This is a genomic window from Rhizobium sp. G187, from assembly GCF_051549525.1.
Classification (GTDB): Bacteria; Pseudomonadota; Alphaproteobacteria; order Rhizobiales; family Rhizobiaceae; genus Allorhizobium.
This window is the reverse complement of sequence record NZ_JBPUGM010000009.1, coordinates 137102-161345: the sequence shown is the minus strand read 5'-3', so window position 1 is coordinate 161345 and position 24244 is coordinate 137102. Positions and strand designations below refer to the sequence as shown.

23 protein-coding genes, 3 tRNA genes and 1 pseudogene are annotated in these 24244 nt (G+C 60.2%); 11 read left to right on the top strand and 16 right to left on the bottom strand.

Annotated elements, in window-relative coordinates; all coding sequences use genetic code 11:
• From ACSV9I_RS20980 to ACSV9I_RS20965, 4 genes are all read right to left on the bottom strand, one after another.
• The coding region (locus tag ACSV9I_RS20980) for a GTP-binding protein (protein WP_139108845.1) at window positions 1-117 on the bottom strand (117 nt) is incomplete at its 3' end.
• Between the two features lie 128 nt (window positions 118-245).
• The gene (locus ACSV9I_RS20975) at window positions 246-659 is read right to left on the bottom strand and encodes a hypothetical protein (RefSeq protein WP_438330682.1); all 414 of its coding nucleotides are present in this window, start codon (window positions 657-659) and stop codon (window positions 246-248) included.
• A gap of 231 nt (window positions 660-890) precedes the next feature.
• A tRNA-Gly gene (locus tag ACSV9I_RS20970) sits at window positions 891-964 on the bottom strand.
• 21 nt (window positions 965-985) lie between these two features.
• A tRNA-Tyr gene (locus ACSV9I_RS20965) sits at window positions 986-1070 on the bottom strand.
• 218 nt (window positions 1071-1288) lie between these two features.
• Here ACSV9I_RS20965 and rlmB point away from each other — a divergent pair.
• Window positions 1289-2170, top strand: coding sequence for a 23S rRNA (guanosine(2251)-2'-O)-methyltransferase RlmB (rlmB, locus tag ACSV9I_RS20960; protein ID WP_054158931.1), 882 nt, complete (start codon window positions 1289-1291; stop codon window positions 2168-2170).
• A gap of 350 nt (window positions 2171-2520) precedes the next feature.
• Here the strand turns inward: rlmB and ACSV9I_RS20955 are convergent, their stop codons facing one another.
• Window positions 2521-3009 carry a hypothetical protein gene (locus ACSV9I_RS20955; protein ID WP_438330681.1) on the bottom strand — a complete coding sequence of 163 codons (489 nt, stop codon included), beginning with the start codon at window positions 3007-3009 and terminating at the stop codon, window positions 2521-2523.
• A gap of 232 nt (window positions 3010-3241) precedes the next feature.
• Between ACSV9I_RS20955 and ACSV9I_RS20950 the strand changes: the two genes are divergently transcribed.
• Window positions 3242-3436 carry a hypothetical protein gene (locus tag ACSV9I_RS20950; protein WP_438330680.1) on the top strand — a complete coding sequence of 65 codons (195 nt, stop codon included), beginning with the start codon at window positions 3242-3244 and terminating at the stop codon, window positions 3434-3436.
• Between the two features lie 424 nt (window positions 3437-3860).
• On the opposite strand, the gene ACSV9I_RS20945 is transcribed toward ACSV9I_RS20950, so the two are convergent.
• Window positions 3861-3936: transfer RNA gene (locus tag ACSV9I_RS20945), tRNA-Thr, on the bottom strand.
• A gap of 193 nt (window positions 3937-4129) precedes the next feature.
• Here ACSV9I_RS20945 and ACSV9I_RS20940 point away from each other — a divergent pair.
• The gene (locus tag ACSV9I_RS20940) at window positions 4130-4903 is read left to right on the top strand and encodes an NAD kinase (protein ID WP_054158982.1); all 774 of its coding nucleotides are present in this window, start codon (window positions 4130-4132) and stop codon (window positions 4901-4903) included.
• A 22-nt stretch (window positions 4904-4925) separates the two neighbouring features.
• Window positions 4926-5402: a hypothetical protein gene (locus ACSV9I_RS20935; protein WP_438330679.1), complete on the top strand. Its 477-nt coding sequence runs from the start codon at window positions 4926-4928 to the stop codon at window positions 5400-5402.
• A gap of 111 nt (window positions 5403-5513) precedes the next feature.
• Here the strand turns inward: ACSV9I_RS20935 and prfB are convergent.
• The 3 genes from prfB to ACSV9I_RS20920 all read right to left on the bottom strand — a co-directional run bounded on the left by prfB (window position 5514) and on the right by ACSV9I_RS20920 (window position 10649).
• Window positions 5514-6642 (bottom strand): peptide chain release factor 2 gene (gene prfB, locus ACSV9I_RS20930; protein WP_438330678.1). Its coding sequence is split into 2 segments (ribosomal slippage): window positions 5514-6572 and window positions 6574-6642, totalling 1128 coding nucleotides; the frame shifts between segments, so codons are not numbered across the junction.
• A 106-nt stretch (window positions 6643-6748) separates the two neighbouring features.
• A complete protein-coding gene (locus ACSV9I_RS20925) occupies window positions 6749-9202 on the bottom strand; it encodes a penicillin-binding protein 1A (protein ID WP_438330676.1) in 2454 nt (817 codons plus the stop codon).
• A 256-nt stretch (window positions 9203-9458) separates the two neighbouring features.
• Window positions 9459-10649, bottom strand: coding sequence for an N-acetylmuramoyl-L-alanine amidase (locus tag ACSV9I_RS20920; protein ID WP_438330688.1), 1191 nt, complete (start codon window positions 10647-10649; stop codon window positions 9459-9461).
• 746 nt (window positions 10650-11395) lie between these two features.
• Here ACSV9I_RS20920 and ACSV9I_RS20915 point away from each other — a divergent pair.
• The gene (locus tag ACSV9I_RS20915; protein ID WP_438330675.1) at window positions 11396-14323 is read left to right on the top strand and encodes an Rne/Rng family ribonuclease; all 2928 of its coding nucleotides are present in this window, start codon (window positions 11396-11398) and stop codon (window positions 14321-14323) included.
• 64 nt (window positions 14324-14387) lie between these two features.
• On the opposite strand, the gene ACSV9I_RS20910 is transcribed toward ACSV9I_RS20915, so the two are convergent.
• The gene (locus ACSV9I_RS20910) at window positions 14388-14972 is read right to left on the bottom strand and encodes a GNAT family N-acetyltransferase (protein WP_438330674.1); all 585 of its coding nucleotides are present in this window, start codon (window positions 14970-14972) and stop codon (window positions 14388-14390) included.
• A 109-nt stretch (window positions 14973-15081) separates the two neighbouring features.
• A complete protein-coding gene (locus ACSV9I_RS20905) occupies window positions 15082-16248 on the bottom strand; it encodes an aminotransferase class I/II-fold pyridoxal phosphate-dependent enzyme (protein ID WP_438330673.1) in 1167 nt (388 codons plus the stop codon).
• Window positions 16249-16435: 187 nt separating this feature from the next.
• Between ACSV9I_RS20905 and ACSV9I_RS20900 the strand changes: the two genes are divergently transcribed.
• From ACSV9I_RS20900 to ACSV9I_RS20875, 6 genes are all read left to right on the top strand, one after another.
• Window positions 16436-17197, top strand: a complete 762-nt coding sequence (locus tag ACSV9I_RS20900) for a DsbA family protein (protein WP_438330671.1) — start codon at window positions 16436-16438, stop codon at window positions 17195-17197.
• A 135-nt stretch (window positions 17198-17332) separates the two neighbouring features.
• Window positions 17333-17773, top strand: coding sequence for a type II 3-dehydroquinate dehydratase (aroQ, locus tag ACSV9I_RS20895; RefSeq protein WP_054158990.1), 441 nt, complete (start codon window positions 17333-17335; stop codon window positions 17771-17773).
• A gap of 23 nt (window positions 17774-17796) precedes the next feature.
• The gene (accB, locus tag ACSV9I_RS20890) at window positions 17797-18279 is read left to right on the top strand and encodes an acetyl-CoA carboxylase biotin carboxyl carrier protein (RefSeq protein WP_054158991.1); all 483 of its coding nucleotides are present in this window, start codon (window positions 17797-17799) and stop codon (window positions 18277-18279) included.
• Between the two features lie 4 nt (window positions 18280-18283).
• On the top strand, window positions 18284-19633 hold the full coding sequence (accC, locus tag ACSV9I_RS20885; RefSeq protein ID WP_438330669.1) for an acetyl-CoA carboxylase biotin carboxylase subunit: 1350 nt from the start codon (window positions 18284-18286) through the stop codon (window positions 19631-19633).
• 6 nt (window positions 19634-19639) lie between these two features.
• The gene (gene aat, locus ACSV9I_RS20880) at window positions 19640-20254 is read left to right on the top strand and encodes a leucyl/phenylalanyl-tRNA--protein transferase (protein WP_438330668.1); all 615 of its coding nucleotides are present in this window, start codon (window positions 19640-19642) and stop codon (window positions 20252-20254) included.
• Between the two features lie 342 nt (window positions 20255-20596).
• Window positions 20597-21166: an RNA ligase family protein gene (locus ACSV9I_RS20875; RefSeq protein ID WP_438330667.1), complete on the top strand. Its 570-nt coding sequence runs from the start codon at window positions 20597-20599 to the stop codon at window positions 21164-21166.
• Between the two features lie 80 nt (window positions 21167-21246).
• Here the strand turns inward: ACSV9I_RS20875 and ACSV9I_RS20870 are convergent, their stop codons facing one another.
• The 5 genes and pseudogenes from ACSV9I_RS20870 to ACSV9I_RS20850 all read right to left on the bottom strand — a co-directional run bounded on the left by ACSV9I_RS20870 (window position 21247) and on the right by ACSV9I_RS20850 (window position 24199).
• Window positions 21247-21720: a VOC family protein gene (locus tag ACSV9I_RS20870; protein ID WP_438330686.1), complete on the bottom strand. Its 474-nt coding sequence runs from the start codon at window positions 21718-21720 to the stop codon at window positions 21247-21249.
• Window positions 21721-22002: 282 nt separating this feature from the next.
• Window positions 22003-22242 (bottom strand): hypothetical protein, encoded by a 240-nt coding sequence (locus ACSV9I_RS20865; protein ID WP_054158996.1) that lies wholly within the window; start codon window positions 22240-22242, stop codon window positions 22003-22005.
• 468 nt (window positions 22243-22710) lie between these two features.
• Window positions 22711-23133: pseudogene (locus tag ACSV9I_RS20860) on the bottom strand (DUF2155 domain-containing protein); the annotation flags it as partial.
• A gap of 93 nt (window positions 23134-23226) precedes the next feature.
• On the bottom strand, window positions 23227-23625 hold the full coding sequence (locus tag ACSV9I_RS20855; protein ID WP_438330666.1) for an NADH:ubiquinone oxidoreductase subunit NDUFA12: 399 nt from the start codon (window positions 23623-23625) through the stop codon (window positions 23227-23229).
• 106 nt (window positions 23626-23731) lie between these two features.
• On the bottom strand, window positions 23732-24199 hold the full coding sequence (locus tag ACSV9I_RS20850; protein WP_438330665.1) for an N-acetyltransferase family protein: 468 nt from the start codon (window positions 24197-24199) through the stop codon (window positions 23732-23734).
• Window positions 24200-24244 lie beyond the last annotated feature (45 nt).

Genomic DNA, 24244 nt, shown 5'->3' with positions numbered 1-24244 from the left:
GAATTCACCGAAGTACTTGGTGATCGCTGCCGTCAGAGACGTCTTGCCGTGGTCGACGTGGCCGATCGTACCGATGTTGACGTGCGGCTTATTGCGCTCAAACTTACTCTTTGCCATTTGAATGCTTTCCTATGAACGAAAAGAGGTTTCCCCGGGCGACCCGGTTTGGTCCCGCCGTTTAAGGCTTTCGCATCCATTGCGCAAGAGTTAAATCTCTGGCGCTCTCCAGCGCTACCAAGGGCTTGTCATGGCGCGCCGTAGGCAGGCTTCATCTTTGCTATGGTCGCATCGATCTCAGCCGCCACGATGGGATCATCGATAAGCTCGGCGCATTGGAACAGCGGCATCGGATGTTCCCCACCGTCGCCCCGGACCACGGGCACCGCCGCTTCCGCCAGGGCTGCTTCAACCGCATTGCGGAGCGGCGCCCAGTCCTCGATATCACCTTTGCCCCGCTCGACAATGATTGCGGCCCATCCATTGCCCTGTTCCTTGAGAACCTCATTCTCCTGCCGGTCAAGACAGACGGCAATCGCATATCCCTGTACATCGCGGGTCACGGCATCCCGCGGCGCGGCCAATGCCGACAGGGGCGCCTGAGCGGCTGACAAGGTGAGAGCATAGGCGCAGAATGACGCGAGATTAGGTGACGTCTTCATGACGCATGGTCTCCCGGAACTCGAGATGAAAATCACAGCCGTCTCCATGAGGCGATGGCCGGATCAGTCATTGCGGGAAAAGTGGTGAAAGTGTGCAGCGGAGCGCGGGATCAGGATCACTCTATGACAGCGATCACAAGAGCTGGCATAACTTGCAGACAGCGCGATGCATCGCAAACAGCGATCAGCGCGGTAGAACGCAAAATGTCAAAGAGAGTGGGAAGTCACACTTGGAGCGGGTAACGGGAATCGAACCCGTGTATTCAGCTTGGAAGGCTGCTGCTCTACCATTGAGCTATACCCGCATTTCACGATCCGAGGACGAATGGTGGAGAGAGTTGGATTTGAACCAACGTAGGCTGAGCCAACGGATTTACAGTCCGTCCCCTTTAACCACTCGGGCATCTCTCCATTCTTTCGTCCGGATCGTTCGACCAAGCTTTTTAGTCTCGACCAGTGGGCGTTGCCCCTCGGTCTGCGGCGGGTATATGACGGCCGAACCGGCTCGTGTCAACACGAAGTTTGCGGAAAATTTCCAAAAAAAACATCAGCCCTTGTGCGCCGGCCTTTCCCGCCGACAATTCACAGCACCCTCTATGCCCATTCGAGCCCGCCCGTTATAAGGGCCTATGGCAAAAGATCCCAAAACAGACAAAACCGCCCGTGACACTCACTATGCGACGCTGCGCCGACAGGTGCGCGACGCAAAGCGCGAACGCGGCGAAATCCCGACACCCGCCCCGCAGACGCGGCGCAAGAGCAATGCCGACTGGACACCACCGCCTATCGCCCCCGACCAGGTCTTCCTGTACGGCCTGCACACGGTGCGTGCCGCGCTCGACAATCCGGAGCGCAAGCTGATCAAGCTTTCCGCAACCCAGAACGCGCTGGTCCGGCTGGAAATCGCATCTGTGGAAAACCTCGGCATTCCCTTCGAGACCGTGACGCCGCAGGATCTCGACAAAGCGCTCGGTCCCGACGCAATCCATCAGGGTGTCATGCTGGAGACGCGTCCCCTGCCCGTGCGTCGACTGGAAGCCTTGAAGGACAGCCCCCTGCTTCTCGTCCTTGACCAGGTGACCGATCCGCACAATGTCGGTGCGATCATGCGTTCGGCGGTCGCATTCGGCGCCGGCGCCGTCATCACGACGCAACGCCACAGCCCAACCGAATCAGGTGTACTGGCCAAATCAGCCTCCGGCGCGCTGGAAATGATTCCCTACATCCAGGTCACAAACCTTGCTGGCGCTCTCGGCGAGCTGCACGATCTTGGCTTCTTCACCATCGGCCTCGATTCGGAAGGACCGGCCCCCATGGAAGACATGCTGCAGGGCAGTCGCGTGGCGCTGGTTCTCGGCTCCGAGGGCAAGGGCCTGCGGCAGAAGACGCGCGAAACGGTCTCGGCACTTGCACGCCTCGACATGCCGGGCGCGATCAAGTCGCTCAACGTTTCGAATGCCGCAGCGATCGCTCTCTACGCCACCCGCCAACATCTCGCCCGCAAGGCCTGATCGGCCGCATCCCCGACTTCGACGGAACCGCTGCTCGCCCACGACAGCTGTCCCGTCGAAGCGGCGAAGCTCATGCAGCCCCGACAGCCCGCTTCCACGAACCGCTTCGGAATGATGACTGAGGCAGCTTCATAGGCCAGCTGCGCGGGCGGACGGACCTGCCCCGCTCAATGATCCCGCATGAAAACGCTTGGCGAATCCGGGCTGCCCGGCCTCGGGGGCAAAACGCCAACGCACACAGCCCCCGACGCCTCCCGTTAGCGAATTACCTAAGCAACTTACCGCCTACATAGAGGGTTTCACAGGCCGGGCCGACACATCCACTGCGACCTCCGCGTGGACATGGTTTATCAGACCGTCATTGGCCGGAAACCTCGGACAGCCCTGTATCCCAACCACAGAAAAGCCGCGAGAACGATCACCTGCACCACAAGAAAGGGCGGCTCGGAGCCGGTGGGCGCGAGGGCGTTGAGCGCGGGCACCTTGAGGAATCCCTGGGCCACAAGGACGAAGACGTTGAGGTAGAGCGAGGCCGTCGAACAGATCAGGAAGATCTCTCGCCAATGGCCAGCGAGACGGCGAGCATAAAGCGCGAACAGGGCTGCGGCGAGCAGCGGGCTCATCAAGATCCCCACGCCGATGGCGGGCGTGACCCCGCTGAAAGGGAAGAGAAATCCAGTTACAACCGTTGCCACCGTTGATCCGAGGAAGAGCGCATTCCAACCGGACCGAAACTCAGAGCGCAGCCATCCGCGCAGGGCGACGATGCCCGCAACGATGCCGACAAGACTGAGGATGACGTGGAACAGGGTGAAGGGCGTCAGTGCGAAGATCATCATGAAACTCCGTCTCTAAGTGCCAAGACAGGAGTAGGCGCCCAAACGGAACGCTTGTAAATTGTCATTTTTCGCACTGCACCAAGACCGGATATCCGGCGTGGCCAAACAAACGTCCCCCTCGGCCCATCCCGTGCCATTTTTCCCGCTATGGTTAACGGATGGTCAAGATGTTCTGCCTAGCCTCGGAACATCACCGCCATCTGGCCATTTCCTTGAGATCTGGAGGACCGACATGTTTTCACTTATCAGCACGCTTCGCGAACCGACGCCTGAAACGCCCGATACCGGCACCTTTGCCGATGCCGCCCTCAGCATGCCGATGGTCGAGCTTACGAGCCAGCGCCGCAAAGACCGGCGGTCGAAGGATCACGCGCGCGATTACGGTGTCGAACGCATGGTGCAGATCGGTGCCGTCGGCTACGTCTGAAAACATCAATGCCTGAATAAGAGGGCTTGGCCGGATGCCGTTGTCGTCATCCGGTCGCCGAATAGCGGATCGGCACCATGTGGCCGATCTCGAAAAAGACTCGTCTCCCTCTCCCGGCAATTCATGCTGCCGGCCGGAGTATCAGACGCCGGAACCGGGTGGTTGCCGCGACAGGGGAAGTACGCGAGCGTTGGACAGGTGACAGCGGCTTCGCGAACCGCCTGACGCAGTTCGCGCCTGTCCTCACAGGACAACAGACCCCACCATGTCATCCCTCCGCCCGGACCAGAGTGATCTCCATCAAAACGACAGGGCGGGGAAGAGAACTCGTCCGCTCCATCATGCGCACGCCGAAAATACGGCACGTCGCGGCGCCGCATGACAAGCACCAACGCATTGATAGACTTCACGAAAATTAGGAGAGTGGTGCCCCCGGCAGGGTTCGAACCCGCGACCCCCTGATTACAAATCAGGTGCTCTACCAACTGAGCTACAAGGGCAGTGCGGGGTGTGTATGCGGAAAACTTTCTGCCGTAAAGCAAAAAATCAGGCCAAGGTTAGCACAAATGGTGAATGATGCGCCGCAATGCATTTCAGGCGCAATTTTCCAGCCGAACCGAATTGCCGCCTAACGGCTTGTCGTTGCTGTCTGTTGTCATGTACGACTGACGCCAATCGTCAACAGGGCCAGCCATGTCTCGCACCTTCCGGTCGCTATCCTTCATCGCCTCAGGCACCGAAGAGGCTCAGGCTTCGAGAGAGGCGCTGATTCGCCTCTATGGTGACACGACCCCGACCGATGCCGATGTGATCGTCGCGCTGGGCGGAGACGGCTTCATGCTGCAGGTCCTGCATGACACGATGAACAGCGGCAAGCTGATTTACGGCATGAATCGTGGATCAGTTGGTTTTCTGATGAATGATTTTTCCGTCGAACAGTTGCATGAGCGAATCGGTGCAGCAGTCGAAAACGAATTCCACCCGCTGAAGATGACGACAACCAATGCTGACGGGTCGATCTCCTTTGCCCTCGCCATCAACGAAGTCTCTCTCTTGCGGCAGTCCTATCAGGCAGCCAAGATCCGGGTGCTGATCGACGGGCGCGTGCGGCTGGAAGAACTGATCTGCGACGGGCTTATGGTGGCCACTCCGGTCGGGTCAACGGCCTACAACCTTTCGGCCCATGGCCCAATCCTGCCGCTTGAGGCGCCGCTGCTGGCATTGACGCCTGTCAGCGCATTCAGGCCCCGGCGTTGGCGTGGTGCACTCCTGCCCGATAAGGTGACCGTTGTGCTCGAAGTGCTGGAGCCGGAGAAGCGACCGGTGAACGCGGTCGCGGATCATAACGAGGTCAAGTCTGTGCTGCGGGTCGAAATTGCCCAATCCGAGGAGACGACCGCCCGCATTCTGTCGGATCCGGGACGCTCCTGGTCCGATCGGATCATCGCCGAACAGTTTTCCGGCTGAGGTTTCAAGTTTGAGGTTTTCGATGCGACGCGTCCTTTCCGCTGCCGCCCTTGTGCTGTTGATGTCCGCCCCGCTCTCCATAGCCGAGGACATCGACCAATTGCCGGTGACAGCCACCTTCGTGGTCAGCGGCGGCTTCTGGCAGGCAGGCCCCGAAGGTTTACCGCTTGCCGGCGTTGGCACGACGGCGACGGGCAGCGGCTACTACAAGCTGGTCGCCATTCGCCAGCCAGACCGCACGGCGCGGGTCTTTTTGCAGATGGTCAGCGCGGGCGAGGCCGGCCCGAAACTCGTCGAGAGCGTGGAACTGGAAGAATTCACCGCGATCCGGCCTTATGTCACCGGCATCCAGCCCGAAAGCATGACCGGCGTCGCGGGAACGCCCGGTTTTTTTGCAACCGTCTATCTGAAGACCGATCCGCAGAGCGAGCGCGTCGAGGAATGGACAGTGCTGATTGACGATCTCGGAGACATCAGGGTCGAGCGGGCGAGCAACTGACCCACCTGCCCCTCTGACAGCGTTTGCTGACAGCCGATCGAGACAAAAGAAAAAAGGCGGGGCGCCTCGGCCCCCCCGCCATCTCTTCATCTATAGCCCAAGCTCTGCCCTTCAGTCGATGTCTGCGACTTCCGATGCCTTGCCGCTGATGCGGTGAGCAAGGGCGGCCTCCATGAACTCGTTCAGTTCGCCGTTCAAAACGCTGTCCGGATCGGTGCTTTCAACACCGGTGCGCAGGTCCTTGACCAGCTGGTACGGCTGCAGAACGTAAGAGCGGATCTGATGGCCCCAACCGATATCCGTCTTGGAGGCGGCTTCGGCATTGGCTGCCTCTTCACGCTTCTTCAGTTCGACTTCGTAAAGGCGGGCGCGCAACATATCCCACGCCTTGGCGCGGTTCTTGTGCTGCGAGCGTTCCTGCTGGCAGGCAACTGCGATGCCGGTCGGAATATGCGTGATACGCACGGCCGAGTCTGTGGTGTTGACGTGCTGACCACCCGCACCGGACGAACGATAGGTGTCGATGCGGCAGTCGCTTTCGTTGATCTCGATCTGGATCGAGTCGTCGACCACTGGGTAAACCCAGATCGACGAAAAGGACGTGTGGCGGCGTGCATTCGAATCGTAGGGCGATATGCGGACCAAGCGGTGAACGCCCGATTCCGTTTTCATCCAACCATAGGCATTGTGGCCCTTGACCAGAATGGTCGCAGACTTGATGCCGGCTTCTTCGCCATCGTGCACTTCCAGCACTTCCACCTTGAAGCCCGAGCGCTCGGCCCAGCGGGTATACATGCGCAGAAGCATGTTCGCCCAGTCCTGGCTCTCCGTGCCGCCGGCGCCGGAATGGACTTCGACATAGGTGTCATTGCCATCGGCTTCGCCAGACAGCATGGCCTCGACCTGACGCCGTGCAGCTTCGGTCTTGAGTGCCTTGAGCTGGTCCTCGGCATCCTTGATGACCGATTCGTCGCCCTCTTCCTCGCCCATCTCGATCAGCTCGATGTTGTCCTTCATCGCCTGTTCGAGACGCTTGACGCCTGCAATGTTATCATCCAGCTGCTGGCGCTCGCGCATCAGCTTCTGGGCTTCCTGGGCATCATTCCAGAGGTTGGGATCCTCTGCCTTGTTGTTCAACCAGTCCAGTCGTCTTATCGCCTGATCCCAGTCAAAGATGCCTCCTCAGCAGGCTTATGGCCTGCTTGATTTCGTCGACTACGTTCTCGATTTCGTTGCGCATGCGTCCGGTCTCAACCTCGTGGCAGCTGGTGAAAAAATCTGGCCCTCGCATAGTTGCGCCCGGCCCTGATGTAAAGGGCCGGGTCATCGCGAGAGGTCTCGAAGGATCAGAAGAGGCCGCCGGATCCCGAGGTCACGGCCTGGTTCGCCTGGGGCGATTCGCGCAGGATTTCTTCCGGCGGCGCATAGCCATCCATGCCGATGACCGAGAGCGTATCGGCCGGACCGGTGCCGGGCTTGAAGGCTTCGATGATCGTGTCCGGTTCGCCTTCGAGCGCGAACATGCCCGTCGTACGGTTGACAGCGATGAAGCTCATGCCTTCCGGTACAAAGAACTTCCCAGGAGGCGTATTGGCCGTGGCTTTCTGCATGAAATCGTTGAAGATCGGGGCGGCCAGCGAACCACCGGTCGAGCCACGGCCAAGCGGGGCCGGTGTATCGAAGCCGATATAGACGCCGGCAACCAGATCCGGCGTATAGCCGACGAACCACGCGTCCTTCTCGTCATTCGAGGTACCGGTCTTGCCGGCGACCGGGCGGTCGAGCTTGATCTTGCCGGCTGCCGTTCCGCGCGTGATGACACCTTCCATCATCGAGGTAATCTGGTAGGCGGTCATCGGGTCGAGAACCTGGTCACGGTTGTCCACGACAACAGGCTCTTCCTGTCCGGCAAAACGATCGGCATTGCAGGTCTGGCAGATCTGGTCTTCATGGCGGAAGATGGTCTTGCCGTGGCGGTCCTGGATACGGTCGATGAGGGTCGGCTTGATCTGCTTGCCACCATTGGCAAAGACGGCATAGGCCGAGACCATGCGCAGCACCGTCGTTTCGCCGGAGCCCAGCGACATCGATAGCACCGGGTTCATCTTGTCATAGACACCGAAGCGTTCGGCATATTCGGCAACGAGGTTCATGCCCATGTCGTTGGCAAGGCGTACCGTCATCAGGTTTCGCGACTTTTCGATACCCATGCGCAGCGTCTGGGGACCGGCCGAGCCGCCACCATAGTTCTGCGGACGCCAGACCTCGCCACCGGCGACGAACTCGACCGGCGCATCGAGGATGACGGAGGCCGGCGTATAGCCGGTATCGAGTGCTGCGGCATAAACGAACGGCTTGAACGAAGAGCCCGGCTGGCGCATCGCCTGCGTCGCGCGGTTGAACTCCGACTGGGCATAGGAGAAGCCGCCGGCAACGGCCAGAACGCGCCCCGTATGCGGGTCCATCGCAACAATGCCGCCCTGAACACGGGGGAGCTGGCGCAGGCGATAGCGGTTGCTGCCCTCTTCCACTTGCTGCACATAGACGACATCACCAGCAGACAGAACGCCTTCGGGCGACTTGGCGGACTTGCGATCCGGATCGGCAGAGCGATAGGCCCATTCCATGTCCTTTGGCGCGATACGCGCCCGCTCCCGGTCTCCAAGCACCCTGCCCCCGGCTTCCTTGGCAGGCTGCAAGCCAATATCAACGCCGTCGGAGGAAGCGTCGAGCACGACGGCGACCTTCCATTCCGGCACATCGGACAGAGCCGGAACGTCGGCAAGCGGAACACCCCAATCGCCATCCATCGGGATCTTCTTCACCGGGCCGCGGAAACCGCGGCGCTGGTCGTAGGTCAGCAGCGCGGACTGCAGGGCAGACCGGGCGGCCTTCTGCATGTCAGGATCAAGCGAGGTGCGCACGGACAGGCCGCCCTCGTAGAGAGCCTCGTCGCCGTAGCGCTCGATCAGCTGACGGCGGACCTCCTCGGAGAAGTAATCGGATGCAAAAAGATACGAACCAGTGCGACGCAGATTGACGCCGAGTGGCTGCTTCTTGGCCTCTTCCCCTTCGTCGCGCGCGACGAAACCGTTTTCCACCATCCGGTCGATAACCCAGTTGCGGCGCTCAAGCGCTGCTGCCTCGCGGCGGAACGGATGATAATTGGCCGGGCCCTTGGGTAGGGAGGCGAGATAGGCCGTTTCGGCGATCGTCAGTTCGGTGACCGACTTGTCAAAATAAGTCAGCGCCGCACTGGCGATACCATAGGAATTCAGTCCGAAGAAAATCTCATTCAGATAGAGCTCAAGGATCTTGTCCTTCGAATAGGCCTGCTCGATACGGAAGGAGAGAATGGCTTCCTTGACCTTGCGGTCCATGGTCTGGTCGGCGCTCAGAAGAAAGTTCTTCGCCACCTGCTGGGTGATCGTCGACGCACCGACCGGGCGGCGACCGGAGCCGAAATTCTGCAGGTTGACCAGAATAGCGCGACCAAGGCCGGTAATGTCGACGCCGGGGTGGTTGTAGAAATTCTTGTCTTCAGCCGAAAGGAAGGCAGCCTTCACCCGGTCCGGGATGGCCTGAATCGGAAGGAACAGACGGCGTTCGCGGGCATATTCCGCCATCAGCGCGCCGTTGCCGGCATGGATACGCGTGGTCACCGGCGGTTCGTAGCTCGCCAACACCTCGAAGTTCGGCAAGTCGCGGCTGACGCCGTGCAGATAGACGGCAACGGCTGCCGCCACGCACAGTGCCAGAACGGATGCCAATCCGAAGAGATATCCAATCAGTCTGATCATGTTTCCGCTACCGGGTCCGACTTCAGGTACAGCGCGCCGCCATCAGCTTTGCACATCCCGTGGCGTTTTGCACGTCGCGCCATGGATGACAAGACGGTCAAAGCGCCGGACGAGCTTGCGATTCACCGCTGGCCGCCATCAGGGTTCGAGGAAACGGGGTGCGGTCACAATGTGAGGAAAATAGGGCGTTCCGGCCAAGCAGCACAGCGAAGCACCAGGAGGCGCGATGCAGTCCACAGCTGGCTGGACATGTGGATCAACCACCGTTGACCATCAGTGGCGCCCGATAGCGCCGGATGGCCTCGACGAGGAGATCGGCGACCTTGTCCCGCCACTTGTCATCGAGCAGCAGTTTCTCGTCCTGCTTATTGGAGAGGAATCCAAGCTCGAGCAGAATGGAGGGCACATCCGGGGCCTGCAACACGCGGAAACCCGCATGGCGGTGGGGATTGTTGATGAGCGAGATCTGCCCCTCGAAGGACTGGACCACCGCCTGCGCCATCGAGATCGAAAACGCCTGCGTTTCCCGCCGTGTCAGGTCGAGCAGGATGTCATTGACCTCTGCCGTTTCGGTTGGAAGGGCGACACCGCCGATCGCATCGGAAAGGTTTTCGCGCTCGGCAAGCTGCGCGGCCATATGGTCGGACGCCTTGTCGGAGATCGTGTAGACGGTCGCGCCACGGGTATCAGCCTGGCGAAGCGTATCGGCGTGGAGGGAGATCAGGAGATCAGCCCCCTGGCGACGCGCGATCAGCACGCGCTCGGACAGAGACAGGAACCGATCATCGCTGCGGGTCAGGACTGCGCGAATGCCCGCTTCGCCCGACAATCGCTCATGCAAGGATTTGGCAAAGGCAAGCGTGATCTCTTTTTCAGCGGTGCGGGTTCCAGCTCCCGTGGCGCCCGCATCGATGCCACCATGCCCCGCATCGATGGCGATCACAAATTCGTGCGACGGCTCGACAGCGACCTCGTCGGTGACGCTTGGAGCATCACCGGCACTCCAGGCCTGCGTCTTGACCAGTTCGGCAAACTCCTCAGCCGGCACCAATTCCGCATCCAGGACGAGACGGTAACCGTTACCTTCGTCATTGGCCCTGACATCCGAAACAACGAAACGGGCGGGACGTGCGGCCGTCAGCACGATGCGGGCAGATTGATTGTCGACAGAGCCGTAGCGAATGTCGCTAAACAACCCGGTGGCCCCAAGGCTCCCCTCATCGAAGGCAAAGGCGGTGGCGGGCAGATCAACCACGATGCGGTCCGGATGGGCGATGTAGCGCAGCGCGACATCAGGACGACCGTCAAAATCTATGACGATTCGTGTGCGGGCATCGTCTCCAGCGATGCGGGCGGCATAGGCAACCAACGGAGCAGATGCACTCGCCTCAGCCTTTGCCTCGTCAACCGCCATTGCGGGCGCGAAGCTCCCCTGCCCCAGCGACATGGCAATGACGGTTAATACGATTCGAAATTTTCGCCCCACAAGGTTCACCATCGCCCCACTCGTGCTCGTGACCAAGGCCGCTTCCAGTCTTTTCCTCAAGGTCTCAGTGACCGCCATCACAAAAGCGAAATTCAAAGATGTCGCTCAGCCTGCAGGCCCCATCGACCGATTGTGACCGAAACATGACTGCAAAATCACGTCATTCAGCACAGCCAGAAAGCGAATCGTGGCGCCTGAGCCACCCCGTCTAATCGACTGCCTTTACGGCGTAAATCCGTTTGCTCTTGCTATTGTGAAGGATAATACATACAACGCAAGCGAGGGATAAGAGTGCAAACGGGATAGGATTTCCGTCACGGCTGCCAACCTCAGACAATGGATTTGGCGCCTGTCCAACGGGAAGTTCATCCGCCGTCGTCGCACTCTGTCCTGAAACTGGTTCAACACGCCGGCAATGCCGGCACCCAACGGTGGGTTTCCACCAACGGCTCTTCAAGAGCATTCATCGGATCCCAGGCGGATCCATATCATAGTCGTAGACGTACGGTTTTCGATGTTGTTGCGGCAGGTTGACATAGTCACGAACGGACCGGGATCAATTGATTTCCCGATGCCCGTGCGGTCGCCGCAAACCCTGTTCCCCGTGCGTTTCCTTTCTTATCCGTCGCATCGTTTGCCAGGGGCCCGCCGCTTTGTTCAGAGCGCGGCTGGGTCACCGAACGAATGCGCCGAGGAGCAAAGCTTAAATGGCAGACAAAATGCTTATCGACGCGTCTCACGAAGAAGAGACCCGCGTTGTCGTCGTCCGCGGTAACCGCATCGAAGAATTCGATTTCGAATCCCAACACAAGAAGCAGATCCGGGGCAATATCTATCTGGCAAAGGTAACGCGAGTCGAACCCTCGCTACAGGCCGCTTTCGTTGATTACGGCGGCAATCGCCACGGCTTCCTCGCCTTTGCCGAAATTCACCCGGACTATTACCAGATCCCGCTCGCCGACCGTCAGGCACTTCTTCGAGCCGAGGCCGAAGAACACCGCCGGGAAAACGACGTCGAAGGCGACGAGATCCTGAGCAGCGATCCTGCCCTTCAGGACCAGCCAGACATTCAGCCCGCAATGCCAGCTCCGGCGCCAGTCGTCGCCGAGGTTGAAGTTGCGGACGAAGCCGTTTCGGACGAAGCAACTGTGGTCGAGGCTGTCGCCGAAGAGGCGGCTTCAGACGAGACTGCACCGAAGGCCAAGGCCAAGCGGGTTCGCAAGCCCCGCGCCAAGAAGGCAGCCGCCACAGACGAAGCCGCCACGGAGGCCGGCGACGAAACCGAAGGCGACGACGACGCCAAGGGCGGCACCATTGCAGCCATGGTCGACATGGACGAAGTTTCCGAGGAAGCTGGCGGCCGTCGCGGTCGGGGCCGCGACGATGACGATGATGGCGACGATGACGAAGACGGCCACATCGAAGAAAAGGAAGAAATCGAATCCGTCGGCGCCGAAGACGCCATGGAAGAGGTTCCGGATCGTGTCGTGCGCAAGCCGCGCAAGCAGTATCGCATCCAGGAAGTGATCAAGCGCCGGCAGATCCTGCTGGTCCAGGTTGCCAAGGAAGAACGCGGCAACAAGGGCGCTGCCCTCACCACCTATCTCTCGCTTGCCGGCCGCTACTCGGTGTTGATGCCGAACACGGCGCGCGGCGGCGGCATTTCCCGCAAGATCACCAACCCGACCGACCGCAAGCGTCTCAAGGAGATTGCCCGTGGCCTCGAAGTGCCGCAGGGCATGGGCGTGATCCTGCGCACGGCCGGTGCCAACCGCACCAAGGTCGAGATCAAGCGCGACTTCGAATATCTGATGCGCCTGTGGGAAAATGTCCGCACGTTGACGCTCGCCTCGACGGCGCCCTGCCTCGTCTATGAAGAAGGATCGCTGATCAAGCGGTCGATCCGCGACCTTTACAACAAGGACATTTCCGAGATCGTTGTCTCGGGCGAAGAAGGCTATCGCGAAGCGAAAGACTTCATGAAGATGCTGATGCCGAGCCATGCCAAGGTGGTTCAGCCCTATCGCGACCTGCATCCGATCTTTTCGCGCTCGGGCATCGAAGGCCAGCTCGACAAGATGCTGCAGCCGCAGGTGACGCTGAAGTCCGGTGGCTACATCATCATCAACCAGACCGAAGCGCTGGTGTCGATCGACGTCAATTCGGGTCGCTCGACCCGCGAATACTCGATCGAGGACACGGCTCTCCAGACCAACCTCGAAGCGGCGGAAGAAGTGGCACGTCAGCTGCGCCTGCGCGACCTGGCTGGCCTGATCGTCATCGACTTCATCGACATGGAAGAAAAGCGCAACAACCGCGCCGTCGAGAAGAAGCTGAAGGATTGCCTGAAGAACGACCGTGCCCGCATTCAGGTTGGCCGCATCTCGCATTTCGGCCTTCTGGAAATGTCGCGTCAGCGCATTCGCGCCTCGGTGCTGGAATCGACGACCCAGGTCTGCCCGCACTGCCAGGGCACCGGCCTGATCCGCTCGCAGTCCTCCGTGGCCCTGCATGTTCTGCGCGGTGTCGAAGAGTTCCTGCTCAAGAGCACGACGCATGACATCATCGTGCATTCGACACCGGAAACGGCGCTCTACCTGCTCAACCAGAAGCGCGACACCATCGTCGACTATGAAGGCCGCTTCGGCGTTTCCATCGTGATTGATGCCGGCATGCCGGCTCAGCATGGCGGCGCTCAGCACTTCACCATCGAGCGCGGCGAGGCCGTTGCCAATCCGGTGAAGATCGAGAGCCTGATGTCGCTGATGCCGGAACCGGAAGAGGACGACTACGTTCCAGAGCCGGAGGACGAAGACGAAGAAGACGTCATCGTTGCAGCAACCGAGGTTGCCGCGCCGGCAGCCGCCGCTGCTGCAAACGGCAATGGTGGGGGCGACGATCAGCAGGGACGCAAGCGCAAGCGCCGTCGCCGCCGTCGCGGCAAGAACGGCCAGGGTCCGAACGGGCAGCAGCTGTCGGAAGAGAATGGCGCAGACGCCGGTGGTGACGATGAGGATGAAGACGCTGAGGACGGCGACGCCACCGAGACCGAAGCCGAAGTCAGCGCAGACGCTGCTCAGAACGGTGACGAAGAAAGCCAGAAGCGCAAGCGCCGCCGTCGTGGCAAGCGTGGCGGCCGTCGCAACCGCACTGACGAGGAAGCCTCTGGCCAGATCGCCGAAGGCGAAGGCGATACGGACGATGCTGCCGAGACCGATGATGCATCGGAAGACGGCGAAGCCCTTGTTGAAACGGAAGTGACGACCGAAACGGCCGACGTCGCCGAGACCGCAGAAGCGGCCCCGGCACCCAAGCCGCGCCGGACACGCAAGGCCAAGACACCGGTAGCCGTCGAAGTTGCTGCAACCGAAGCCGAAACCGTCGCTGAACCGGTCACGCTCGAAAAAGCAGCCGAAGCCGTGGAAGCGGAAGCCGTCGTTGTGGCTGAAGCTGCAGCAGCCATCGTCGAGACAACAAATGTCGAGGAAACGGCTGAAGAGCCCGTTCGGGCGAACCGCGCGGCAAGTGCGGCACCGCAGGAGCCGCTCGTCACTTCGACGCGTACGACCGAGGAAAACCCTGATGCGCCGAAGCCCAAGAAGGGTGGCTGGTGGCAGAAGCGCGGCTTCTTCTGAGACGCAGTGACTAAACCCTGACTTTAAAAGGCCCTGCTCATCGCGCGGGGCCTTTTTCGTTTAATCATGATTTCGGTAGATCACCGTCGGAGAATGCATCCTTGCCGTTCGGCCGCCATCGCTGCATCACCAGTGTCGGCTCATCCATGAAGACCGCCGTGTGCAGACACTGGTAACCGAGTTTTTCTGCAATGCGGATTGAGGCTTTGTGTTGCGGATCGAAGATGCAGACCGAGCGATCTGCGATTGCCCTCTCGTCGATCCAGGCTTGCGCCGCCAGCATGGCCTCCGTTGCCAGACCTCGTCCATGAGCCTGCCTCGCCAGGACCCAACCCGCCTCCGGGAAGGGACCGAGCGGCGGGACAATGTCGCGCTGGAAATCGGCAAAGCCGACATCCCCTATATAAGCCCCAGACTGACGCTCTTCGACGGCCCAGTAACCGAACCCCAGCAACTTCCAGTGACCCGCATAGCGCAGGAGACGTGACCAGGTTTCCGAGCGCGTCGACGGACGGCCGAGGATAAAGCGGCAGATTTCCTCGTCACTCCACAGGTCAGCCATGGCCTCAAAATCCTCGATCCTGTGCGCCCTTAGCAGCAAGCGTTCGGTCAGGATCTCGGGGGCGTTGGAGGAAACGCTGCTCGGCATGACATCTCCTTGAAACAGGATCTCAACGCGGAATCTTCCTTCTGCACTACATCAGGAAAGCCAAACAAAATTCTGAAATATATAGATATCTCACTAAATCCCAAAGCTCCTAAACGGCTCGCGGCAGCCAGGCTTCGAGGCGTGACGTTGCCTCGACCATATCCTGCATACTGCCGGCATAGGAAAGCCTGAGCGCCAGATGGCCATCCACAGGATCGAAGTCACGACCGGGGGTGACGGCGATATCGGTCTCGGCGAGAATGCGCTTTGCCAGTTGCATACTGTCATTGGTGTATCGCGATGCATTGACATAGGCGTAGAAGGCACCGTCCATCGGCGACAGCAGCGGCAGGCCGAGCTCTGGCAATCGCTGCATCAGAAAATCGCGGTTGGCGCTGCAGGCAGCCTTGTAATGCTCCAATTCGTCCGTTGCGCTGAGCGCTGCGAGCGCCGCGATCTGCGATAATTCAGGCGCGGAAATGTAGAGGCTCTGTGCAAGGCATTCGATCGGACGAACGAGTTCTGCCGGGACCACCATCCAGCCGATTCGCCAGCCGGTCATGCAGTAATACTTGGAAAAGGAGTTGATGATGACAGCTTCATCACCGATCTCCAGTGCCGTGACTTCCTCGGCTCCATAGGTGAGGCCATGATAGATCTCGTCCGAGATCAGCGTGATCCCCTCGCCCTTGCAGTAGTCATAGACAGATTTCAACTGCTTACCGGTGGTGACTGTACCGGTCGGGTTGGCGGGGCTTGCCAGAAGCACGCCATTGAGACGCATTCCAGCTTCCGCCTGGGCCCGCTCCAGGCTTTCGGGCGTCAGCGTGTAACCGGTCTCGGGGCCAACGGGGACTTCGATAACGCGAAGGCCAAGGGCGGCCAGGATGCTGCGATAGGCGGGATAACCCGGCCTGGCGATCGCGACAGCGTCGCCCGCATCAAACAGCGCCAGGAAGGCAAGGTTGAAGCCGGCCGACGAACCGGTCGTGACGACCACCCGGTTCCAGTCCAGCGCGACGCCGTGACGGCGGCCGTATTCGACCGCCAATGCCTTTCGCAGTTCGGTCAGCCCAAGCGCGTCGGTATAGCCGATACGTCCGACATCGAGTGCCAAACGCGCAGCGGCAAGCGCCGCCTGCGGGGCTGGATGTCCGGGCTGACCGACGGCCATGGAGATCACCGGCCGCCCTTCCTGGCGTCGACGGGTGGCTTCGGCCAGAATGTCCATGGCATGAAAGGGCTCGACGGCACTGCGTTTGGAGATGGAAATCAAGGGAACGGGCTCCGCGGATGTGATTGCGCCTGACATTTGCCGCAAAGTGGCTTTCATCACAAGAAAAGACCCGGGATCGCGACAACAAAGCAAATTTACTTGTCTCGCCAAACCGATCGTTTACGCAAGGGGCTTAAGGCTCGAGCAGAGGCGGCTTTCCTCGCCGCAACAACAGATGAGGTTGAACATGGCCCTGAACTTCAAGATGATCGCTGCCACCACTGTGGCGCTCCTGCCGTTCATGCTGCCCGTGGCGGCCCATGCGCTGGACGATGCCCAGAAGAAGGAGTTCGGCGCATTCATCCGTGAATACTTGCTGGAGAACCCGGAAGTGCTGGTCGAAGCCCAGCAGGCCCTGCAGGAAAAGCAGGAAACCGCGCGGATGAAACAGGCAAAGGTCGCAGTCTCGTCCAATACCGACAAGATCTTCAAGTCGACCTATGATGTGGCGATCGGCAACCCCGAGGGCGACGTGACCGTGGTCGAGTTTTTCGACTATAATTGCGGTTATTGCCGGCGCGCCCATGCAGACATGGAAGCCGTGCTCGAGCAGGACAAGAATATTCGGTATGTCCTGAAGGAATTCCCGATCCTCGGCCCTGACTCGGAAGCCGCCCACAAGGTATCCGACGCCTTCCGCAAACTCTCCCCTGAGAAATATGGTGACTTTTTCCGCGCCATGATGACGTCCGAAGGACGCGCATCGGAAGAAAGCGCCATAGCGATCGCATCGGATCTGGGTGTCAGCGAGGAAAAGATCCGGGCCAAGATGGCCGAGAGCCCGAATACAGCCTCCGTCGAGGAGACATATCGCCTTGCCGCCGACCTCGGCATTACCGGCACCCCGTCTTACGTCATCGGAGACGAGATGTTGCCGGGCGCCGTTGGCACGGCTGCGCTGTCCGAGAAGCTCGGCAATGTCCGCTCCTGTGGTCAGGCGACCTGCTAATCCTGAAGGGTTTGGCCAGATTCAGCCAGCGCTTTGGGGATTTCCGGGGAAGGTCTGCCTAGGAAATCGGCGAAGGGCTTTCCCTGCAAGGGCTGCCGGTCTATAGGAAGCCGTGAAAAGTCGACGGTAGGATAGATGAGCAAGACCTTATTCGTTCTCAACGGTCCCAATCTGAACATGCTCGGCAAGCGCGAACCGGGTATCTATGGCGGTAAGACGCTTGCCGATATCGAGGCCGATTGCCTTGCATTCGGCCAGGAATTCGGATTCCAGGTCGACTTTCGCCAATCCAATCACGAAGGCGACCTCGTCGGCTGGCTGCACGAGGCGGGCGAGAAGGCGGCGGGTGTCGCGATCAATGCCGGCGCCTATACGCATACATCTGTCGCCCTGCATGACGCCATTCGCGCCATATCACCCGTGCCGGTCATCGAGGTTCATATCTCGAACGTGCATGCACGCGAAGAATTTCGCCACAAATCGCTGATAGCGCCGGCATGCAAGGGCGTGATCTGCGGTTTCGGCCCCTTGAGCTACATCCTGGCGCTTCAGGCGCTGAAGACCATCACGCAATAACAAGAATACAGGACACCCAATCCATGGCTGACAAGAAAACGGGTATCGACCAGGCCCTGATCCGAGACCTCGCGAACATCCTCAAGGATACCGACCTCACCGAGATCGAAGTCGAACAGGACGACATGCGCATCCGCGTATCGCGCAACGGCAACACCCCGATGATGATGCCGCAGATGCCCTCGTTCAACTTCCAGGCCCCGGCCGCTGCTCCTGCCCCCGTTGCTGCCGCTCCGGCCGCTGCTGCTGCCGCACCGGCTGGCCGCGACCTCTCCAAGGCCGTGACCGCTCCCATGGTCGGCACCGTGTACCTGTCTCCGGCGCCAGGCTCGCGTCCCTTCGTTGAAGTCGGCTCGACGGTCAAGGAAGGCCAGACGCTTCTGATCATCGAAGCCATGAAGACCATGAACCAGATCCCCTCGCCTAAGTCCGGCAAGATCGTCGAGATCATCATCGACGACGCGAGCCCGGTCGAATACGGCGAGCCTCTGGTTATCATCGAGTAAGCCGATGAGTGGTATCTCGAAGATCCTCATCGCAAACCGCGGCGAAATCGCGCTGCGCGTGCTGCGCGCCTGCAAGGAACTCGGCATCGCAACCGTTGCCGTGCATTCCACCGCAGACGCCAATGCCATGCATGTGCGCCTTGCCGACGAAAGCGTGTGCATCGGTCCTCCGCCGTCACGCGACAGCTATCTGAACATTCACCAGATCGTTGCCGCCTGTGAAATCACCGGCGCCGATGCAGTGCATCCAGGCTACGGCTTCCTGTCGGAAAACGCCAAGTTTGCCGATATCCTTGACGCTCATGGCATCACCTTTATCGGACCGACGGCGGAGCATATCCGCCTGATGGGCGACAAGATCACGGCCAAGAAGACCGCGGTCGAACTCGGCATTCCCGTTGTTCCGGGTTCGGACGGCGAAGTCTTGCCAGAGAATGCGCTGGAAATCGCCCGGCAGATCGGTTTCCCGGTTCTGATCAAGGCAACCGCCGGCGGCGGTGGCCGCGGCATGAAGGTGGCGAAGACCGAGGCCGAGCTGGAAGAGGCCGTATCGACCGCCCGTTCCGAAGCGCTCGCCGCCTTCGGCAACGACGCCGTCTACATGGAAAAATACCTCGGCAAGCCGCGTCATATCGAAGTGCAGGTCGTCGGCGACGGTTTCGGCAATGCGATCCATCTCGGTGAACGCGACTGCTCTCTGCAGCGCCGCCACCAGAAGGTCTGGGAAGAAGCAAACTCCCCTGCCCTTAACGTCGAGCAGCGCATGAAGATCGGCCAGATCTGCGCTGACGCCATGAAGAAGATGAAGTACCGGGGCGCCGGCACGATCGAATTCCTCTACGAAAACGGCGAGTTCTATTTCATCGAAATGAACACCCGTCTGCAGGTTGAGCATCCGATCACCGAAGCCATAACCGGCATCGACCTCGTGCATGAACAGATCCGCGTCGCCTCCGGTGCAGGCCTCTCGGTCAGCCAAGACGAGATCGTCTTTTCCGGTCACGCCATCGAATGCCGCATCAATGCCGAGGATCCGCGCACCTTCGTGCCCTCGCCCGGCACGATCACGCATTTCCATGCACCCGGCGGTCTGGGCGTTCGCGTCGATTCGGGCGCCTATGCCGGCTACAAGATCCCGCCCTACTACGACAGCCTGATCGGCAAGCTGATCGTGCATGGACGCACCCGCGTCGAATGCATGATGCGTCTCCGCCGCGTGCTGGACGAGTTCGTCGTGGACGGCATCAAGACGACGCTTCCGCTGTTCCAGGATCTCGTGTCCAACCAGGACATCGCCAATGGCGATTACGACATCCACTGGCTGGAAAAATATCTGGCCGAAACCTCGGCCTGATCTGATATGGCTGGGCGGCGCAGCAGGGACCAAGGGATTACACCGGAGCTCCTGCTGCGCGCCTACTCCATCGGGCTTTTCCCGATGTCTGATTCCGCCGATGACCCGGAACTCTTCTGGGTCGAGCCGGAACTGCGCGGGATCATCCCGCTCGATGACTTTCACGTCTCGAAAAGCCTCTCAAAGGCCATCCGCAAACAACCCTTCGATATCCGCTTCGACACCGCCTTTGACGCCGTTGTGGCCAAATGCGCGGAAGCGGCCGAAGACCGGCCGAGCACATGGATCAACCAACAGATCCGGGACCTCTACGGCGCGCTCCATCGCCTCGGCCACGCCCATAGCGTCGAGGCCTGGGAGGGCGACGAGCTCGTGGGCGGACTTTACGGCGTTTCGCTTGGTACGGCCTTTTTCGGCGAGAGCATGTTTTCGCGCCGCACGAATGCATCGAAGATCTGCCTTGTCCATCTGGTGGAGCGATTGAGGGAGCGCGGGTTTACGCTGCTCGACACGCAGTTCACCACCGAGCATCTCAAGACGTTCGGGGCGGTGGATATTCCGAAAGCGGAGTATGGAGTGTTGCTGGAGAAGGCGATGGAGGGGGATACGCTGCGGTTTTGAGGAGACCTTCCGATGGCTCATCATTGAAGCCTTGTCCCAACACCAAGCAGCGCCCAACGCGACTGATCAACCACCAGCCGCCCTTGTTGCTCGGAAATGAGGCGTTTAGTTTTGGACGCAAACCTAAGTCTTGACGAAGCCTGCCCCTTCAGGTTGTGTCGGCAGCACCCCCTCACCTAAAGGCACAAAATGACGAGATCGACTAAACCGCTTGGCATTAAGGGCTATGGAAGCACACCCCATCTAACTGGTTCACGGGTCGGCCCGGCTGATTATTCGCTGACACCCGAGCAATCGCGCCTTTTCACCCTTGGGCCCACCAGGAGAGGAGACCGGTTCATTGTGACAGAAAAAGTGGATGGGTCGTGCGTAGCCGTTGCCAGAGTAGGTGACGAAATTCATGCGCTCAACAGAGCTGGCTATCTCGCCTTAAGTTCCCCGTATGCACTCCATCATGCATTTCATAGGTGGGTGAAGCTGCGGGAGAAACTGTTCCTGGACATGCTGTTGGACGGCGAGCGCATCGTTGGTGAATGGCTGCATACCGCGACTGGAACGCGTTACGACATCGTTGATCCAGACAAGCTGTTCATTTCGTTTTCAATCATGAGGGTTCACGATCGCATCCCCTACGACAACTTCTCCAAGCGCGTAGATGAAATTGGATTGCCGCGTGCACACGTACTACAAGACGGCGGCCCTCTCACCATTGAGGCAATGTTGGATCTTCTAGGTGAGAGCGGATTTCACGGCGCCTTGGACGGGACGGAGGGAGCTGTTTGGCTGCATGAGAACGCAAACCAGTTTTCGGCAATTGCCAAATATGTGAAGCACACGAAGATCGACGGCAGATATCTGTCAGGCAATACAGGTGCAGGCGATATTCTCAACTATTCCGGGGCCGCGTTTTGATTTTTCATACTTGATCCCTGACCAAGGATCTCGATGCCATAGCGGCTTGGGAAGAGCATGCTTCGGCGCCCCGAGCGCCCTCACCCTCTCCGCGCCGCCTCAATCTTCGCCACATCAATCTTCCCCATCTCCATCATCGCCTCGAAGGCCCGTTTTGCCTCCTCACCGCCAGCGCCCAGCGCCTCCGTCAGCGCGCGCGGCGTGATTTGCCAATTGACGCCCCATTTATCCTTGCACCAGCCGCAAGCGCTCTCGCTTCCGCCATTGTCGACAATGGCGTTCCAGTAGCGGTCGGTTTCGTCCTGGTCTTCGGTCGCGATCTGGAAGGAGAAGGCTTCGGACTGTTTGAAGGCGGGGCCGCCGTTGAGGCCCATGCAGGGGATGCCGGCCACGGTGAAATGGACGACCAGGACGTCGCCCGCCTTGCCGGAAGGATAGTCGCTCGGCGCACGCTGGACGGACTTGACGTCCGAGTCGGGAAAGACGGTTGAATAGAAGCGCGCGGCTTCTTCGGCTTGCCTGTCATACCAAAGGCAGATGGTGTTTTTCGCAATGGCCATGGTGTCTCCTCCCAACAGCTGGACACCCCTGCACTGCACGCCTGCGCGGCGGTTGCGTCAAGAGGGAATGAAGCCAGTGTTCCGGAGCTCGAGCGGGCTCTGGCCTCACAGGCGCTCCCCCATGGGCAGCAATCTCCCCTTAGAGGAGTGAGAGGACATACGGCCGGTGTTTCGCCCAACCGGAGGAGCAAGGCTCTTTGGCGATCCTCCGAGGCTGCGGGCGGATTAAGCCCTCCCTTGTGTGGAGAGGGTTTGGACCGGGCAGTTTTTGCCCGCTCAGGCCGCGTTCAGGTCGGCCGTCTCGCCGAAGCCGATGATGAGTTTCGGGCTCGACATGTCGCCGCTCTCCTCGTCGACCTGAACGGAATAGGCGGCCACACCGATGTGGCGGGCGGACATGGCGGTTGCGATCTTCTCCGCGGCGGCGGCACTGGACGCCTGGCGCATTTCGCCGGGCACGACATTGCCGCGGTTCTTCTTGAACGGAAGCACGATGAATTTTTCGGAGAGAGACATGACGAGAACTCCTATTTGTTCTCTTCTTGTTCCCTATTGAGGCAGATGTCAATCGGCAAGTGTCCCAGCGACACGCAGTCGTCCCCACCTCGAAAGACCCAGGGCTCGACACCTTCAAAAGCGGAAAGAGATCGCCGGCCTTTAGAAGAGGCCGACGCTTCCGGGTGGCGTCACAGGTGGTGGCGGCGCGAGAGGCTGCTCTTCCGGCAGAGGCTGACCGTCCAGCGGAGCATCGGCCGGCGGTAACGTGCCACCAAGAACCTCGGCCGGCACCTCCTGCGGCGCCTCGAGCGGCGGCACGGCGGCCTGTGACGGTTCACCCTGTGTCGCGAAGCCTGGGTCGCCGGTCTGTGGCGCTGCCGAGGGATCGTTCGGGGGCGTGGCCGAGGCGGCTGATGGCGGTGCGGCGGGTGCACTGACCGCCGGCGTTTCGGCGGGTTTCGCCGGCTCGGGGGCCGCTTGCACGCCCTTTACGCCTTGCGGCGCCGGCACGTCTGATGTCGCCTTGCAGCCGGTCAGCCAGACGTCATAGATCGGGTGTTCAACGGCGTTCAACGCCGGGCTGTCGGCAAACATCCAGCCGGAAAAGATGCGGCGGATCTTGCGGTCGAGCGTGATCTCGTCGACCTCGATGAAGGCGTCAACCTTCTGGGCTTCGCTCTCGTCGCGCGAATAGCAGACCTTCGGCGTCACCTGAAGCGCGCCGAACTGCACCGTCTCATCGACATAGACGTCGAACGTGGTGATGCGGCCGGTGATCTTGTCGATCCCGGCAAATTCCGCGACTGGATTCGCGAGACGGGCCGCTGACGTCGGTAACGGCAGAAGGAGCGGTGCAAGCGCGACAGAGCCCAGAACCGGAATCGCCAGTTTCCACACGCTCGATTTCATCTTGGGCTCACTTTCCTCGATCAACGGGAGACCACATACGACAAGGGCCTCACGCATGAGGCCCTAACGCCGGATTATGGCCAAATCGGGCAATCAGTTGCCGGGCGTCCAGGCGTCGTAATCGCCGGTCACGCGCGGGCGCTCGCCCGCTACCGCAATCGAACCCTGCGGACGATAGGCAGCTGCCGTGCCTGTCTGGTTGGCGCGATGCGCCTTTTCCCATTCGCGGGCCTTGTAGTCTTCCTTCGACGGCGGTGTGTCGGTGCGATAATGCATCCAGCCGTGCCAGCCCGACGCAATCTTGGAGGCGTCGGCATAGCCGTTATAGATGACCCAACGCTTGGGGTGACCCCAGCTCGTCATTGGTCCTTCGTAATAAACATTGCCGAACTCGTCTTCGCCGACGCGCTTGCCGTGCCGCCAGGTGAAGAAACGGGTTCCCATAGTCTGACCGTTCCACCAGGTGAAGATCTGCAACAGAAACTGCTTCATGTCTTGTCCTTGGGCTCTTGCCGCGGGCCGAAAAGGCCCATTCGATCGTTTCTCGCTTATGCCGCCTTGACCCCGGCTTGTCCAGTGATTCCCCGTCGCACCCCCGTCATTTCAGCTTGATCTTGAAGCCGATATGCGACGGCTGGAAGCCGAGCCGCTCATAGAAGCGGTGGGCATCTTTTCGCGTCGCGTTCGACGTGAGCTGGACAAGGCGCATGTCCAGGCTGCGTGCGGTCTCAACGGCGAATGCGATCATGGCAGCGCCGATGCCCCTGCCCCGCATGTCGGCCCGCGTCTGAACGGCCTCTATGATCATCGAAGACGCGCCCTTGGCCGTCAGTGTCGTGGTGATCATGGTCTGGAATGTGCCGACCACGGCACCGGCAAGCGTTGCGACATAAAGCGTCTCGTTGGATGACCGGCTGATGCGCCCAAACGCCGCCTGATAGTGCGGCAGGGCCTCCGGATCTGTCGTATCGCCATGGCCGCCGAGGTCATCGGCGGCAAACAGGGCGACGATCGCGGTCAGGTCATTTTCGGTCGCTTCGCGTATATTCAGTTCTGCTACTTGCATGCGCGGCTCTTCCCTGCGTTAGCTTTGTCCTCCACTAGCGCCTTC

Excerpts from the sequence above, each read along its gene's own strand:
- ACSV9I_RS20950 (WP_438330680.1), top strand. The coding sequence starts at position 3,242 with ATGTTTTCACTTATCAGCACGCTTCGCGAACCGACGCCTGAAACGCCC.
- ACSV9I_RS20975 (WP_438330682.1), bottom strand. The coding sequence starts at position 659 with ATGAAGACGTCACCTAATCTCGCGTCATTCTGCGCCTATGCTCTCACC.
- ACSV9I_RS20955 (WP_438330681.1), bottom strand. The coding sequence starts at position 3,009 with ATGATGATCTTCGCACTGACGCCCTTCACCCTGTTCCACGTCATCCTC.
- ACSV9I_RS20925 (WP_438330676.1), bottom strand. The coding sequence starts at position 9,202 with ATGATCAGACTGATTGGATATCTCTTCGGATTGGCATCCGTTCTGGCA.
- ACSV9I_RS20865 (WP_054158996.1), bottom strand. The coding sequence starts at position 22,242 with ATGTCTCTCTCCGAAAAATTCATCGTGCTTCCGTTCAAGAAGAACCGC.
- rlmB (WP_054158931.1), top strand. The coding sequence starts at position 1,289 with ATGGCAAAAGATCCCAAAACAGACAAAACCGCCCGTGACACTCACTAT.
- ACSV9I_RS20920 (WP_438330688.1), bottom strand. The coding sequence starts at position 10,649 with ATGTCGCTGGGGCAGGGGAGCTTCGCGCCCGCAATGGCGGTTGACGAG.
- aroQ (WP_054158990.1), top strand. The coding sequence starts at position 17,333 with ATGAGCAAGACCTTATTCGTTCTCAACGGTCCCAATCTGAACATGCTC.
- ACSV9I_RS20915 (WP_438330675.1), top strand. The coding sequence starts at position 11,396 with ATGGCAGACAAAATGCTTATCGACGCGTCTCACGAAGAAGAGACCCGC.
- ACSV9I_RS20910 (WP_438330674.1), bottom strand. The coding sequence starts at position 14,972 with ATGCCGAGCAGCGTTTCCTCCAACGCCCCCGAGATCCTGACCGAACGC.
- ACSV9I_RS20900 (WP_438330671.1), top strand. The coding sequence starts at position 16,436 with ATGGCCCTGAACTTCAAGATGATCGCTGCCACCACTGTGGCGCTCCTG.
- ACSV9I_RS20850 (WP_438330665.1), bottom strand. The coding sequence starts at position 24,199 with ATGCAAGTAGCAGAACTGAATATACGCGAAGCGACCGAAAATGACCTG.
- accB (WP_054158991.1), top strand. The coding sequence starts at position 17,797 with ATGGCTGACAAGAAAACGGGTATCGACCAGGCCCTGATCCGAGACCTC.
- ACSV9I_RS20935 (WP_438330679.1), top strand. The coding sequence starts at position 4,926 with ATGCGACGCGTCCTTTCCGCTGCCGCCCTTGTGCTGTTGATGTCCGCC.
- accC (WP_438330669.1), top strand. The coding sequence starts at position 18,284 with ATGAGTGGTATCTCGAAGATCCTCATCGCAAACCGCGGCGAAATCGCG.
- ACSV9I_RS20940 (WP_054158982.1), top strand. The coding sequence starts at position 4,130 with ATGTCTCGCACCTTCCGGTCGCTATCCTTCATCGCCTCAGGCACCGAA.
- aat (WP_438330668.1), top strand. The coding sequence starts at position 19,640 with ATGGCTGGGCGGCGCAGCAGGGACCAAGGGATTACACCGGAGCTCCTG.
- ACSV9I_RS20855 (WP_438330666.1), bottom strand. The coding sequence starts at position 23,625 with ATGAAGCAGTTTCTGTTGCAGATCTTCACCTGGTGGAACGGTCAGACT.